This is a genomic window from Streptomyces sp. NBC_01352, assembly GCF_036237295.1.
GTDB lineage: Bacteria > Actinomycetota > Actinomycetes > Streptomycetales > Streptomycetaceae > Streptomyces > Streptomyces plumbiresistens.
On the sequence record NZ_CP108354.1, the window covers coordinates 10,003,765 to 10,017,749 of the forward strand.

Annotated in this window: 11 protein-coding genes and 1 pseudogene; 6 read left to right on the forward strand and 6 right to left on the reverse strand. The window is 73.6% G+C overall.

From position 1 onward, the window contains the following. Positions 1-21: 21 nt before the first annotated feature. Entirely contained in the window at positions 22-792 is a 771-nt protein-coding gene (locus OG252_RS45880; RefSeq protein ID WP_329343869.1) for an alpha/beta fold hydrolase, read from the reverse strand. 161 nt (positions 793-953) lie between these two features. On the opposite strand from OG252_RS45880, the gene mptB reads away from it, so the two are divergent. Both mptB and OG252_RS45890 read left to right on the forward strand, forming a co-directional pair. Continuing rightward, a complete protein-coding gene (gene mptB, locus OG252_RS45885; RefSeq protein ID WP_329343871.1) occupies positions 954-2,348 on the forward strand; it encodes a polyprenol phosphomannose-dependent alpha 1,6 mannosyltransferase MptB in 1,395 nt (464 codons plus the stop codon). A 14-nt stretch (positions 2,349-2,362) separates the two neighbouring features. After that, positions 2,363-3,745, forward strand: a complete 1,383-nt coding sequence (locus OG252_RS45890) for a glycosyltransferase 87 family protein (RefSeq protein ID WP_329343873.1) — start codon at positions 2,363-2,365, stop codon at positions 3,743-3,745. Positions 3,746-3,804: 59 nt separating this feature from the next. Here OG252_RS45890 and OG252_RS45895 read toward each other — a convergent pair. The 3 genes and pseudogenes from OG252_RS45895 to OG252_RS45905 all read right to left on the reverse strand — a co-directional run. Further along, positions 3,805-4,668, reverse strand: a pseudogene (locus OG252_RS45895) (D-alanyl-D-alanine carboxypeptidase family protein); the annotation flags it as partial. A 155-nt stretch (positions 4,669-4,823) separates the two neighbouring features. Then, entirely contained in the window at positions 4,824-5,966 is a 1,143-nt protein-coding gene (gene rho, locus OG252_RS45900) for a transcription termination factor Rho (RefSeq protein ID WP_329343875.1), read from the reverse strand. Between the two features lie 299 nt (positions 5,967-6,265). Further along, positions 6,266-7,093, reverse strand: a complete 828-nt coding sequence (locus tag OG252_RS45905) for a class I SAM-dependent methyltransferase (protein WP_329343878.1) — start codon at positions 7,091-7,093, stop codon at positions 6,266-6,268. A 109-nt stretch (positions 7,094-7,202) separates the two neighbouring features. Between OG252_RS45905 and OG252_RS45910 the strand changes: the two genes are divergently transcribed. The 4 genes from OG252_RS45910 (at position 7,203) to OG252_RS45925 (ending at position 11,961) form a co-directional block, all read left to right on the forward strand. After that, a complete protein-coding gene (locus tag OG252_RS45910) occupies positions 7,203-7,364 on the forward strand; it encodes a hypothetical protein (protein WP_329343880.1) in 162 nt (53 codons plus the stop codon). Continuing rightward, positions 7,361-7,921, forward strand: coding sequence for a hypothetical protein (locus tag OG252_RS45915; RefSeq protein WP_329343882.1), 561 nt, complete (start codon positions 7,361-7,363; stop codon positions 7,919-7,921). Before OG252_RS45910 ends, OG252_RS45915 begins: the two co-directional genes overlap by 4 nt. A 242-nt stretch (positions 7,922-8,163) precedes the next feature. Further along, positions 8,164-11,193 (forward strand): SpoIIE family protein phosphatase, encoded by a 3,030-nt coding sequence (locus OG252_RS45920; RefSeq protein WP_266445128.1) that lies wholly within the window; start codon positions 8,164-8,166, stop codon positions 11,191-11,193. Between the two features lie 42 nt (positions 11,194-11,235). Then, complete coding sequence (locus OG252_RS45925) at positions 11,236-11,961, forward strand: class I SAM-dependent methyltransferase (protein ID WP_329343885.1); 726 nt, start codon at positions 11,236-11,238, stop codon at positions 11,959-11,961. A 306-nt stretch (positions 11,962-12,267) separates the two neighbouring features. On the opposite strand, the gene OG252_RS45930 is transcribed toward OG252_RS45925, so the two are convergent. After that, on the reverse strand, positions 12,268-13,434 hold the full coding sequence (locus OG252_RS45930; RefSeq protein WP_329343886.1) for a serine hydrolase domain-containing protein: 1,167 nt from the start codon (positions 13,432-13,434) through the stop codon (positions 12,268-12,270). A 138-nt stretch (positions 13,435-13,572) separates the two neighbouring features. Beyond that, positions 13,573-13,977 (reverse strand): nuclear transport factor 2 family protein, encoded by a 405-nt coding sequence (locus OG252_RS45935; RefSeq protein WP_329343888.1) that lies wholly within the window; start codon positions 13,975-13,977, stop codon positions 13,573-13,575. Between the last annotated feature and the right edge of the window lie 8 nt (positions 13,978-13,985).

Genomic DNA, 13,985 nt, shown 5'->3' on the forward strand with positions numbered 1-13,985 from the left:
TGAGCGTGCCGAACGGGCGGCTCAGCCGAGGAACTCCTCCAGCATCGGCAGCAGCAGGGACGTCCGCCCCATGAGGGCCATGTGCGTGGTGTCGGGCAGGACGGCCAGCCGGGCACCGGGGATCAGCCGCTGCATCTCGGCGGCGTGCTCCACTCGGACGAAGTCCGTGTCGCCGATGACCAGCAGGGTGGGCGCGGCCAGTGTCCGCAGGTCGTCGGCGGTCCAGGGCAGCGGGCCGTGCGCGGCGACCGAGCACTTGGCGATGAAGTCCGCGAAGTGCTCCGGTCGGGGCGCGACCGCCGCATAGGCGTCGGCCATCTCCTTGAAGTCGGCCTCGGTCGGCAGCAGCGGCGAGTCGCCGGCGGGGTCGAGGATCTCCTCGTGGTACCCGTCCTGGGTGTACTGGGTGGAGGCGAGCACCAGCCGTCCGACGCGCTCGGGATGGCGCACGGCGACCTCCAGGGCGGTCAGTCCGCCGAGGCTGAAGCCGAGGAAGTCGGCCTGCTCGATGCCGAGTTCGTCCAGCAGGGCCACCACGTCACCGGCCAGGTTCGGCACCGTGATCGCACGGTCGATGTCGGCGGTGTGTCCGTGGCCCTGGAGTTCGGGAGCCACGATGTGCCGGGCGGTGGACAGGGCGGGCAGCACGGCCCCGAAGGCGAGGCCGACCGTGAGGACACCGCCGTGCAGCAGCACCAGCGGGCGCCCGGTGTCGCGGGCGGTGCCGTGCGTCTCGTAGTACATGGTGAGGCCGTCGACCTCGGCGTACGCGGCGTTGCTCGGCATGGTCATCACGTCCGGTCTGTGGGAATCGGGTACCAGGTAGACCGGCGGGCCGTGCGGAACTCATCGGTTCCGCGGGAGCACACGCCGGTCACACGCAGTCCGCCGCCAGGAGAGTCCCGCGTCGCTTTCCGGCCACCCGGCGTTGACACGCTTCCCGAGTGTTGGCCATGGCTTTCCCCGTCGATCTCCGCCGCTGCCAGGTGCTCGGCCTGGCCGGAACCGCCTGTCTCGCGGCAGGAGGCGAGACCGCAGGCGCCCTGCCCGTGCGGGAACTGCTCTCCCCGTCCTCCGTCCATGCCGCTCTCGGCCTGGTGGGCGTGTACTTCGGCCTCGTCCTGCTGATCGCCGCCTGGGCCCTGCTGGGACGGCTGGTCCGCGGCTCCGAGCCGCCGAGCCCGCGCGCGCTGATGGTGGTGCTCGCGGTCTGGGCGGCCCCTCTGCTGGTCGCGCCGCCGCTGTTCAGCCGTGACGTGTACAGCTACCTCGCGCAGGGCGCCATGGTGGATGCGCACATCGACGTCTACGCACACGGCCCCGCGCAGCTCGGCGGGCCGCTCGCGGACGAGGTCTCCCCGCTGTGGCGGCACACCGGAGCGCCGTACGGCCCGGTGTTCCTCGGCCTCGCCTCCGCGCTGTCCGGGCTGACCCGGGGCGAACTCCCCGCCGGCCTCGTCGGCATGCGCCTCGTCGCCCTGCTCGGCGTCGGCCTGATGGCGGCCGCGCTGCCCCGCCTCGCCCGGCACAGCGGCGCGGATCCGGCCGCGGCACTCTGGCTCGGCGCCCTCAACCCGCTGGTCCTGCTGCACCTGGTCGCGGGCGCCCACAACGACGCCATCATGCTCGGCCTGCTGGGCCTCGGCCTGGTCGCCGCGCTGGGCCGGTGGCCGGTCCTGGGCGCCGTGCTCGTCACACTCGCCGCCCTGGTCAAGGCGCCCGCCGTGCTCGGGCTCGCCGCGGTCGTCGTGCTCCAGGTGCGCGCGGGCCGGAGCCCGGCACGGGCCGTGGTGACGACCGTCGTCGCGGCCGCGGCCACCACGGCCGCCGCGACGGCGGCCGCCGGGACCGGATACGGCTGGATAGGCGCCCTCAACACCCCCGTCTCCCCGCAGAACTGGGCCCTCACCAGCCTCCTCGGCCGCGCGACCCGCGCCGTTCTGGAGCGGCTCGGCAGCGACCTGGCACCACTGGCCGTACCGGTGTGGCACACCCTGGGCATCGTGGCCGCGGTGGTCGCCGTCCTCGCCATATGGCTGCGGCTACGACTGCGGCCCGTGTACGCGCTGGGCCTGAGTCTGCTGGCGGTGGCCGCGCTCGGCCCGGCGATACGGCCTTGGTACGCCCTGTGGGGGCTGTTCCTCATCGCCGCCGCCGCGCCCAGCACGTCGATACGGCACCGGGTGGCGGCGGTGACCGGGGTGCTCGCGCTCGCCGCCCTGCCGAGCGGCGGTGCCGCGGACGCCGGGCAACTGGTCCTGGCCGTCTCGGGCGGCGTGCTCGCCGTGGTCGTCCTGTGGCAGGCCCACCAGGCGGAGCTGGCCCCCGCGTTGGGACGTACGGCATGAGAGGGACGTACGGCATGCGACTGCCCCGCACCGACCGCGGCCGACTGCTGCTCGTACTCGCCCTCGCCGCCGCCGTCACCGCCTTCACGGCGACCGTGCCGCTGCTGCGCGACTGGTTCGACCTGCGCGTCTACCACGGAGCCGTGGACAGCTGGGTCCACCACGGCGGACGGCTCTACGACTACCGGGTGCCCGGAACGCCGTACGGCTTCACCTATCCGCCGTTCGCGGCGGTCGCCATGCTGCCGATGGCGCTGCTCCCGCTGCGCGCCGCGATCGCCGTCGCCCTGCTGCTCAATCTGGCCGCCCTGACGGTGGTGCTGCGTATCCTCGTCGGAGCGGACTGGCGGCGCTACGGCTGGTACGGCTGTGCCCTGGGCGTCTGCGCGCTCGCGCTGTTCGAACCGCTCCGTGACACCTTCAGCTTCGGCCAGGTGAACATCCTGCTGCTGGCCCTGGTGCTCGCCGACGCCCGGCTGCTCGCCACCGGCCCAGGCCGCTGGGCGGGGATCGGGATCGGTCTCGCCTCGGCGGTGAAGCTCACTCCGTTGATCTTCATCGGCCTGCTGCTGCTCGCCCGGCGCTGGCGTGCCGCGGCGGTCGCCTCGGCCGTCACCGCGGCGGCGACGGCGCTCGCGGCCGGCGTGGCGCCCGACGCCTCCCGCTTCTACTGGACGAAGGCGCTGTGGGACACGACCCGGGTGGGCCGTCTGGACTACGTCTCCAACCAGTCACTGCAGGGGATCCTGGCCAGGCTGGGCGAACCGGACCGCGCGGTGTGGGCGGGGGCGGTGCTGCTGGTGCTGTGCGTGTGGGCGGTCCGCGCCCGCCGGGCGGTGGCCGCGGGGGAGTGGACGACCGCGTTCGCCCTCACCGGCCTGACCGCCTGCCTCGTCAGCCCGATCACCTGGGTGCATCACCTGGTCTGGCTGCTGCCGTCCTTCGCCGTGCTGGTCCGCGCCGGGCACCCGCGGCTCGCGGGCGCCCTGTACGCGGTGCTGTGCACGAGCGTGGTGTGGCTGTGGTTCGACGACGCGTCCGGCGTCGACGGTTTCCTCGGCAGCAACACGTACACGTGGATCACGCTCGGCCTGCTGGTGTGGCTGCCGGTCGGTCAACTCCGTGCCGCTCCACGGTGCTTGAGCCGCAGCACGAGTGCCATGGCACCGGCACCCAGCCCGGCGGCGCCGGCGATCGCGCCCGTCTTCGACCAGTCGGCCCCGCCCTCGGCCAGGGGCGTCCCGGCCACGGCCGCGGGCAGCGTGGCGGGCCCCGGTTGCGACCTGACCCGCGGCGCGTCCAGCGAGCCCACCGGATCGACCCACCCGTCCGAGTCGAAACCCCAGTCGAGCAGTTCGCGGGCCTCCTCGTACACGGCGAAGCCGCCGCCCGCCTGAGGGTTCATCACCGTCACGACGAGTGTGCGCCCGCCCCGGCGGGCGGCGGCCACGAGCGTGTGGCCGGCCTTGCTGGTGTAGCCGTTCTTGATGCCGACCAGCCCCGGGTAGGGCTTCACGCCGTCCTCGCCCGACAGCAGCCGGTTGGTGTTCCGGATCTTGTACGACCATCCGCCGCCGCCCGGGAAACCTGCCTCGACCGTGCCGCAGTACCGCGCGAAGTCCGCGTTGCGCAGCCCCGCCCGGCCGAACACAGCGAGGTCGTAGGCGGACGACACCTGGCCCGGCGTGTCGTACCCGTCGGGAGACAGCACGCGCGTGTCGCGGGCACCGAGGGAGCGGGCCTTGGCCTGCATGCGCGCGGCCGTGGAACGCCAGCCGCCGCTCAGCTCGGCCAGCACGCGCACGGCGTCGTTGCCCGAGTTGAGGAACACCCCGCGCCACAGGTCGGCGACCCGGTACGTGCGCCCCTCGGCGACCCCGACCCGGCTGCTGCCGGACCCGATGCCTCTCAGTTCCTTCTCCCGGACCGTGTGCCGGATGCCGCCCGGGAGGACCGGCAGCACGGTGAGGGCGAACAGGGTCTTGAGCGTGCTGGCCGGCGGCAGCTTCCGGTGCGCGTGGTGCGCGGCGAGGACCTCACCGCTGCCGGCGTCGGCCACCAGCCACGACTTCGCGGAGACCTTCGGAACCTTGGGAGCCCCGGCCCGCGGCCGGACCTGTGTGCCGGGGCGGTACAGCAGGGAGGGATGCGGCGCCGCCGTCCGCGGCCCACCGGGTGCGCCGGGCGTAGCGGGTGCGCCGGGCGTACCGGGCTCCGCCCCGGCACGGGCCGCCGCAGCGGCCGGCGCGAGCGCGAGCAGGCCCGCCGCGCAGATCGCGCAGGTTGACGCAACAACCCGGGAAGTCAATCCGATTGTCATACCGCAAACGTAGGAACGGTCCGGTCCCGCACGGCGCTGCCCTGGCCGAGAAGGGGCTGCGAGCACCCGGATGCCACATGTGTGGCGGGCGATTCCGGGGCGGACCGCCGGTCGGCACGGCTCCCGGCGGGCGTCGTGCGTCAGCCGGCGTGGTGTCAGCCGACGGGCAGCGTCGGCACGATGCGCCGCAGGAAGGTCGCGTTGTCCGGGGTTTCGCGCATCCGCTCCAGCAGGGTTTCCGTGCTGGGCTGGCCGTCGCGGGTCTGCAGGGCGCGGCGCAGACCGCGCACGGCGGTCAACTCGGCGGCAGGGAGCAGGAGTTCCTCGCGGCGGGTGCCGGAGGGGTTGATCTCGACGGCCGGGAAGACGCGGCGGCTCGCGAGGTCGCGGCTCAGGCGCAGCTCCATGTTGCCGGTGCTCTTGAGCTCCTCGAAGTAGAAGTCGTCGGCGCGAGAGCCGGTCTCCACCAGGGCGGTGGCGAGGATGGTGAGCGAGCCACCCTCCTCGGCCAGCCGGGCGGCGCCGAAGAACCGCTTGGGGCCGATCAGCGCGGTCGCGTCGACGCCGCCGCTGAGGGTGCGGCCACCGGCGGCGGCCGCGTTGTTGTGGGCCCGGCACAGCCGGGTCAGGGAGTCGAGCAGGATGACGACGTCCTCGCCCGCCTCGACGAGCCGCTTGGCCCGCTCGATGACGAGTTCGGCGAGGGCGATGTGCTGCTTGGGCGCCTTGTCGAAGGTCGAGGCGTACACCTCCCCGCGCACGGAGCGCCGCATGTCGGTGACCTCCTCGGGGCGTTCGTCGAGCAGGACGACCATCAGCCGGGCCTCGGGGTGGTTGCCGGCGACGGCGGCCGCGATCTGCTGGAGGAGGACGGTCTTGCCGGTCTTGGGCGGGGCCACGATGAGCCCGCGCTGTCCCTTGCCGACGGGGGCGATCAGGTCGGTGACGCGGCCGGTGAGCCCGGCCGCCGGGTGTTCGAGGCGCAGCCGCTCCTGCGGGTGCAGCGGTGTCAGGTCGCGGAAGTGGCGACGGCTGCGCTGCTGCTCGGCGGTGCGCCCGTTGATCCGGGCGACCTCTGTGAGCGTGCGCTGGGTGCCGCGTACGCCGTCGACGAGGTCTCCCTTGCGCAGGCCGTACTTGCGGATCAGCTGGGGAGGGACCTGGATGTCGGTGGGCGAGGGCAGCAGGTCCAGGGGGCGCAGATGCCCCTTCCCGTGCGCGTCGATGTCGAGGACGCCGGTGGCGACCCGGGCCGGGGCCTGCTGCTGGACAGGGGTGTGTTCGAGTGTGGTGGTCATGAGGGGTGGTCCTTTCAAGGACGGAAGTCGTTCGGCATTCGGGATGCGGAAGAAGGAAGGGGAGAAGCCGCGAGGGGAGGCGGAGCGAAGAACACGCCTCGGCGGCGGGAACAACACCTCGGGTAGGACGGAAGAAGCCCTCGACGAGGTGGTGCTGGGAAGCCTCTGCGCCGACCGTGAGAACGGGGGGCGGGTCAGGCTGGTTGAAGAGGAACTGGCACCGGCGCCCGGAACGGGGCGTACACAAGTGCTAGCCGTAACGTACCACGCGCTGCGCGCTCACGTCTGTGATTCGGGACTCAGCGCTCGGCTAGCAGTCCGTACAGGAGGGGGATGCGCGGCTCGGGCAGCCGCCACCATCCGGACGGCGTACGGACCATGTGCGGCCAGCGCTGCCAGGGCAGCTCGTCGCTCTCCCGAAGGCGCCGGACGGTCAGTCCCACCCCCGTCAACGCGCCGATGACCTCTCCTATTCCGTGCATCCACTCGAAGCTGTCGGTGGCGCCCTCGACGGCCGGACCGTCGGTGTAGGTGTGGGTCGCGTTCCGGTGGACGGGGCCGTCGCCGCCCAGGTAGTCGTGGCGCAGCAGCAGCTCGGGTCCCTCGCCGGGAGCCGGCTTGGGGCCCAGCGAGTTGAGCAGCGGATGGAACTCCACGATGTACAAACGCCCGCCCGGGCGCAGGAGTTGGGCCACCACACCCGCCCAGCGGTCCAGGTCGGGCAGGTAGCACAGGGCGCCCTTGCCGGTGTAGACGACGTCGAACTGCCGTCCCTCCAGGGCATCGACGGCGTCGTACACGTTCGCGCACACGTAACCGACGTCGAGCCCCGCCTTCGCCGCGATGTCGTTCGCCGCCGTCACGGACGCCTCGGAGAAGTCGAGGCCGACGGCCCGGGCCCCGCGCCGGGCGAAGGCGAGCGTCTCGGTGCCGAGGTGGCACTGCAGATGGAGCACGTCCCGGCCGGTGAGCTCGCCCAGGTCGTCCCACTCGAAGGCGCCGAACCAGCGCTCCGGGTCGAGGTCCTGGTCGAGCCCGTAGAACCGGCTGGCGAGGTGGACGGGGGTACGGGCGTCCCAGTTCGCCTGGTTGACCCGCATCAGCCGCGCGTGCTCGTCGGTGGTCATGACGGTATCCAACCAACTCTCATGGCATGTTGTCGCCAACGGCATGTCGATTCGGCCGGGTCCCGTTCGTCGGTGGCGTGTAGGAAGCTCTTGATGACCGGGAGGACCCATGAAGTACATGCTGCTCGTCTGCGGCGACGACACCGCTGACGCCTCGGGCATGACGCCCGTCGAGCCCTGGGTCGAGGAGCTCGGCGACCGCGGCGTACGGCTGCACGGCCACACGACGCCCGCCGGGCCACGCGGGTGGACGCGGCCGGCGATCCGGTGAGCCCGGAGGACCAGGACCCTACGGCGTGGAACCGGGCGGAGGCCGAGGAGGGCGCGGCCCTGCTGGAGACCACCCTGCGGCGCGGCCGGCCCGGCCCGTACCAGATCCAGGCCGCCATCGCCGCCTGCCACACCACCGCTTCTACGGCGGCGGACACCGACTGGGCCGACATCGCGGGACTGTACGGCGAACTGGAGCGGTTCGTGCCGTCGGCCGTGATCCGCCTCAACCGCGCGTTCGCCGTCGGCATGGCCGAGGGACCGGAGGCGGGCCTCGCGCTGGTGGCCGGGCTGGAACGCGAGGGCGAGCTGGCCGACTACCACCTGCTCCCCGCCACCCGAGCCGACCTGCTGCGCCGCGCCGGGCGCCGGGGGGAGGCCGCCGAGGCCTACGAGCGGGCACTGGAGCTCGTGGAACGACGCCGAGCGGAGGTTCCTGAAGCGGCGGCTCGCGGAGTGTCGATCCGCGTAGGAGCCGTTCGTCGGTGGGGTGACCTGCTCACACCGGCTACCGGAGGTTCCGATGAGCGCCCCCGTACGACCGCCTCGCACCCGTAGGATCCGGCAGTTCCTCGCCCCGCTGCTCCCCGGCCGCCGGGCCGGCCGGCCGCAGGCACCCGCAGCCCCCGGCCCGTACGACGGACCCGGCACCCCCGATGTCTGGCTGGCGGGGCTCCGGCTGGGCGGCTGAACATTGTGATGTAAGTCACCAAAGGGCTACGGTGAAGTCGCTTGGAGTACTTCGCCGGGCGGCGCGTCGAACAGCGGCACGCGACCCGGCCCGTCTCCGGGTGAGGGAAGTGATCCCCTTGTCCGTCGCCTGGGACGACATCGGCGGTCTCGTCGATGCCCACGAACGTTTTCTGGCGGGTGCGCTCGTCGACACCACCGTCCGGGACTCGGTGCTCGACTCCTGGAAGCGGTGCAGGTCGGCGGGGCTTCAGCCGCACCAGCTGCTGGTCCCCTACGCGCCGGACCTGACGCTGGAGGACCGGTTCCTGCGCGCCGCCGACCCCGTCCTGAAGGACCTCAGCGCGTCGCTCACCCAGGTCGGCATCACCATCGCGCTCTGCGACGCCCGGGGACGTATGGTCGAGCGGCTCGGCGGGAACCGGCAGCTGCGCGACCGCCTCGACGAGGTGAGTTTCGCCCCCGGCTTCGACGCCTCCGAACGGGTCGTCGGCACCAACGGCGTCGGCACCGCGCTCGCCGAGCGCAGCCCCGTCTACGTCGCCGGCCGAGAGCACTTCGCCGACTGCCTCCAGCCCTTCGCCTGCGCCGGCGCACCCGTGCGCGATCCCTTCAGCGGGCGCATCGAGGCCGTCCTCGACCTGACCTGCCTGCGCGACGACGGCGACCCCGCCATGCTGCGGCTGGTCCGCGAGGCCGCCCACAGCATCGAGGCACGGTTGCTGGAGCAGTCCACCCAGCGCGAACGGGCGCTGCTGGCCGCCTACCGGCGAGCCGGCCCCGACGTCGGCGGGTGGCCGCGCCAGCCCCGACTCGCGGCCCCCGACCAAGGAGACGGCCACGGCTACGGCGGCCTCGGCCGGATCGACGCGGCCGTGCTGCGGGAGAAGGCCGAGGAACTCCTCGCCTCGCCCCACCGCACCCTCGACGAGGTCGTCCTGTCCGGCGGCCGCGTCGCCACCCTGCTGCGCCGCCCGGTCATGGGCGCGGAGGGAGAGACCGGCGTGGTCGTCGAGGCGCGGATCTTCGGCGGGCCCCGACTGCGCCAGGCCGGATCGACCGCGGCGACACCGTCCGTGACCGGCGCGGCCCGGGTCGAACCACGTCTTGTCGAGAAGGCGACGGACGTGTCGCCGGACGTGGCGCCGGCGGCGGCTCGGGCCCTCGCGGATGCGCCGGCCGGACAGGCACCGGTGGCCGCGCCGACCGGTACGGCCGCGGGGACCGCCACAGTCCTGCCCACCACGTCCACCACGTCCACCACGCCCACGACGTCCACCAGGCCCTCCACGTCCGCCAAGCCGGTCGCCGTGACCACCGTGACCATCCCGTCCGCGCCGCCCCTGTCGCCGACAGACACCGGCTCTCCCGCAGGCGCCGACGAGGAACCGCCCACCCGCGCCCGCGTCGACGACCGACTCCTCCTCGTCGGCGAGCCAGGGGTCGGCCGGCTCGCCGTCCTGGCCCGCAGGCGCCTGGAGTTGCTGCACGACGCGGGCGTCCGCATCGGCACCACCCTGGACGTCGCCCGCACGGCCGAGGAACTGACGCAGGTGGCCGTCCCCCAGTTCGCCGACTTCACCGCCGTGGACCTCCCGGACGCGGTGCTGCAGGGCGAGGAGCCGGGCCCGTTCGGAGCCGGCACCCCGCTGCGCCGGATCGCGCTCGGCTCCGTCCACGAGGTGCCCCACCTGTACGGCGTCGGAGACCCGGTCCACTACGTCCCGACCACCCCGCAGGCCCGCAGCCTGGAGCACCGGCAGTCCGTACTCGAACCCGTCCTCGTCGAGGCCGAGGGCTGGCTCGCCCAGGACCCGGCACGGCTCGAACAGGTCCTCGCGGCCGGCATCCACTCCCTGATCACGGTGCCGCTCAGGGCGCGCGGCGCCACCCTCGGCGTGGTCAGCTTCTACCGCTCCGAGAAGCCCGCCCCCTTCGAGGAGGACGACCTGTCCCTGGCCCAGGAGCTGGCGGGCCGCGCGGCGATCTGCATCGACAACGCCCGCCGCTACACCCGCGAGCACAACACGGCCCTCGCCCTGCAGCGCAGCCTGCTGCCCCGGGGCCGGCCCGAGCAGAGCGCCGTCGACATCGCCTACCGCTATCTGCCCGCGCAGGCCGGAGTGGGCGGCGACTGGTTCGACGTCATCCCGCTCTCCGGCGCCCGGGTCGCCCTCGTCGTCGGCGACGTCGTCGGCCACGGACTGCACGCCGCCGCCACCATGGGCAGGCTGCGCACCGCCGTCCACAACTTCTGCTCCCTGGACCTGCCGCCCGACGAGCTCCTCACCCACCTCGACGACCTGGTCGGACGCCTCGACCGCGGCGAGGGCTGGGCGGTGGAGAACACCCAGGCCGACTCCGGAATCGTCGGAGCCACCTGCCTGTACGCCGTCTACGATCCGGTGTCCCGGCGCTGCACCCTCACCCGCGCCGGGCACCCCTTCCCCGCGGTCGTCGCGCCCGACGGCACGGTGGAGTTCGTCGACCTGCCCTCGGCACCGCCGCTCGGACTCGGCGGAATGCCCTTCGAGACCGTCGAACTGGAGCTGGCCGAAGGCAGCCAACTCGTGCTCTACACCGACGGTCTGATCGAGGACCGGCACCGGGACATCGACTCCGGTCTCGACCGGCTGCGGACCGTCCTCGCCCACGCCGACCGCGCCCCCGAGGACACCTGCGAGGCGGTCCTCGACGCCCTGCTGCCGGAGCGGCCCAGCGACGACGTGGCCCTTCTCGTTGCCCGCACCCACGCCCTGGGGCCCGAGCAGGTCGCCCAGTGGGACCTGCCCAGCGACCCGGCGGTCGTCTCCCGTGCCCGCGCGGCGGTCACCGAGCAGCTGGCCGCCTGGGGTCTGGAGGACCTCGCCTTCTGCACCGAACTCATCGCCAGCGAACTGGTCACCAACGCCATCCGCCACGCCACCGGCCCGGTCCAGCTCCGCCTGCTCCGCGACCGCGCGCTCATCTGCGAGGTCTCCGACGGCAGCAGCACCTCTCCCCGGCTGCGGCGCGCCCGCACCGAGGACGAGGGCGGCCGCGGCCTCTTCCTCGTCGCCCAGCTCACCGAACGCTGGGGAACCCGCTACACCCCGAACGCCAAGATCATCTGGACCGAGCAGCCCCTGCCGCACAACTGATCTCCGCGCACCCGCCGCCCGGTTGGAACTAAGCTGACCCGGATGTTCAGCCCCGAAGGCCCCAGTCTCCGCGAGCTCGCCGTCCAGGCGCTGTCGTCCGTCGAACGCGGCTACGACCTGCTCGCCCCGAAGTTCGACCACACCCCCTTCCGTACGCCCGACCCGGTGCTGGACGCGGTCGCCTCGGCGCTCCGGGGCATGGGCCCCTTCGAGGCCGGACTGGATCTGTGCTGTGGGACCGGCGCGGGCGTCGCCGTGCTGGGTCGGGTGTGCCGGCACCGCGTCACCGGGGTCGACTTCAGCGCGGGCATGCTCGAGGTCGCGCGGGAGCGCACAAGGCCCGCCGGGCCGCGCGTCTCCTGGGTGCGTGCGGACGCGCGGGCCCTGCCGTTCGGCCCCGTCTTCGATCTCGTCGTCAGCTTCGGGGCCCTCGGGCACTTCCTGCCACGCGAGCTGCCGGGACTGTTCGCCCAGGTGCACGGCGTGCTGCGACCCGGCGGGAGCTTCGCCTTCCCCGTGCTCGCCCCGCCGCGCCCCGCGTCCCGCGCCTACTGGATGCTGCTGGGCTTCGACGCGGTGATGCGGGTGCGCAACGCAGTGTGGCGGCCGCCGTTCGTCATGTACTACCGGGCCTTCCGGCTGTCGGACGTACGCCGGGAGCTGGAGCGGACCGGCTTCGAGGCGGACCTGCACGCCCTGCCCGAGTTCGGGCACCGGCGGGACGGCAGCCCGCGGGTCCGGATGGTCGTGGCCCGCAGGCTGCCGTAGCCGAGCCGGGCGTCAGCTCCGGACGAAGGCGCACCCGCGGGCACGACGGCGGGGGACCCGCAGGGCTGCCCGCCGGACCGGCCGACATCCCCTTCACCCACGGGAGTCCGGCAACGGTCCGCCGCGCCCTCGCCGCCCGCGCCCGCCACCTGGTCCTGCCCGAGCAGCGCACGCGCGACCTGGTGGCGGCGGCGCACGAGGTCGTGTCAACGCCGTGCGTTACGTCGGCCCGGGCGGGGGCGTGGTGGGGCTGGGCAGCGAGACCCGGACCACGTCAGCCCGGGACCCCCGAGGGAACGGGTGAGGTCACAGCACCCGGTACAGGGCGTCGATCAGCGCCATCTTCCGCGGGTCGTCGGCGATGTGCGGCCCCATCCGGTTCATCACGTACCCCAGCGACACGCCCGCCTCCGGGTCGGCCAGTCCGCACGAGCCGCCGAACCCGTCGTGTCCGAAAGCCCGCGGGTTGGGCCCGTACGACCCGTTCGGCCCGCTGAGCCACAGGCCCAGCCCGACCTCCGTCTCGTTCTCGAAACCGGCGCCCAGCACGAGGTCGCGGCAGCTGCCCTGCCCCTCGCGCACCCGCTCGGCGGCCTCGGGGGACAGGACGCGGTGACCGTCGAACGAGCCGCGGCCCGCGAAGATGCCGTAGAGCGCGGCGACGGCCCGCGCGGTGCCGTGGCCGTTCGCGGCGGGGATCTCGGCGGCCCGCCATTCGGGCGTGTTGGCCTCGGTCGCGCCCACCAGGGGGTTGGCCAGCGAGGCGAGCGCGGCGGGCGTCAACTGGCTGAAGACCGCCGCCTGTTCACTGCTCGAGGCGGCCGGCGGATGCACCAGCTCGGCGGCCCGCCCGGCCTCCTTCTCCGGCAGCCCGACGGTGAAGTCGATCCGGAGCGGCCCGGTCACCTCCCGCTCCAGGAACGCCCCCGGCAGCAGCCCCGACACCCGCCGCACGACCTCACCGACCAGGAAGCCGTACGTCAGCGCGTGATACCCGGACCGGGTCCCCGGCTCCCACCAGGGCTCCGTCGCGGCGAGCCGCTCCACGGTCACCTCCCAGTCGCAGAGCTGGGCGAGCGTGTGCGGCTCGCGCAGGCCCGCCAGCCCGGCCCGGTGCGACAGCAGGTGCCGTACGAGGACCTTCTCCTTGCCGGCCGCGGCGAACTCCGGCCAGTACACGGCCACCGGCGCGTCGAAGTCGAGCAGCCCCCGGTCGGCGAGGATGTGCGCGCACAGCGCCACCGGGCCCTTGGTCGTCGACCAGACGTTGACCAGCGTGTCGCGCTCCCACGGTCGGGTGCCCGCCGCGTCGGACCAGCCGCCCCACAGGTCCACCACGGTCTCGCCGTCGACCACGACGGTCACCGCGGCGCCCAGCTCCCCGCGGTCCCGGAAGTTCTCCTCGAACGCCGTCCGCACCGCGCCGAAGCGCTCGTCGCAGTGTCCGTGGATCGCCGACTCGTTCTGGGACATGGGCCCTCCGTCGTCCGCCGGAAGCCCGGGCCGCGACATTGCGGCCCGGGCACCCTGAACATACCGACTGGTCGGACCGGGCGGAAGGTGTCGTACGCGAAGGCGTCGTACGCGCAGGTGTCAGCCGAAGAACAGGTGTCAGCGGAAGAAGAGGGACCCTTCCGGCTCCTGATGGCCCGCGAACGTGTGCCAGTAGTCGCGGGTCTCGACGGCCAGCCCGGCTCCGTCGAACCGCACGAAGACGCAACCGGCCAGCGTGGACGCCTCGCCGCCCTCCTGCGCGAACACCCGGAACTCGGCCACCGCGACCCCGTCCCGGCCGACGACGGGCGGCGAGAACCGGACGTCCGTCACCTGCTCCTGGGCGAATGACCGGCGCAGGTACTCCGCCAGCCCGGCCCGGCCGCGGTGCGGCGCGCGGAACGGCATCGAGCGGTGCACGCAGCCCTCGGCGTACAGCTCCAGCAGCGCCTCCACGTCGTGGACGGCCCAGGCCCGCTCCCACACCCGCACGAACCGCTCCGCGGCCTCACCCGTCTCCACGCGCGGCC

Coding starts and splice junctions, on each gene's coding strand:
- OG252_RS45880 (WP_329343869.1), bottom strand. CDS start 792: ATGACCATGCCGAGCAACGCCGCGTACGCCGAGGTCGACGGCCTCACC.
- mptB (WP_329343871.1), top strand. CDS start 954: ATGGCTTTCCCCGTCGATCTCCGCCGCTGCCAGGTGCTCGGCCTGGCC.
- OG252_RS45890 (WP_329343873.1), top strand. CDS start 2,363: ATGCGACTGCCCCGCACCGACCGCGGCCGACTGCTGCTCGTACTCGCC.
- rho (WP_329343875.1), bottom strand. CDS start 5,966: ATGACCACCACACTCGAACACACCCCTGTCCAGCAGCAGGCCCCGGCC.
- OG252_RS45905 (WP_329343878.1), bottom strand. CDS start 7,093: ATGACCACCGACGAGCACGCGCGGCTGATGCGGGTCAACCAGGCGAAC.
- OG252_RS45910 (WP_329343880.1), top strand. CDS start 7,203: ATGAAGTACATGCTGCTCGTCTGCGGCGACGACACCGCTGACGCCTCG.
- OG252_RS45925 (WP_329343885.1), top strand. CDS start 11,236: ATGTTCAGCCCCGAAGGCCCCAGTCTCCGCGAGCTCGCCGTCCAGGCG.
- OG252_RS45930 (WP_329343886.1), bottom strand. CDS start 13,434: ATGTCCCAGAACGAGTCGGCGATCCACGGACACTGCGACGAGCGCTTC.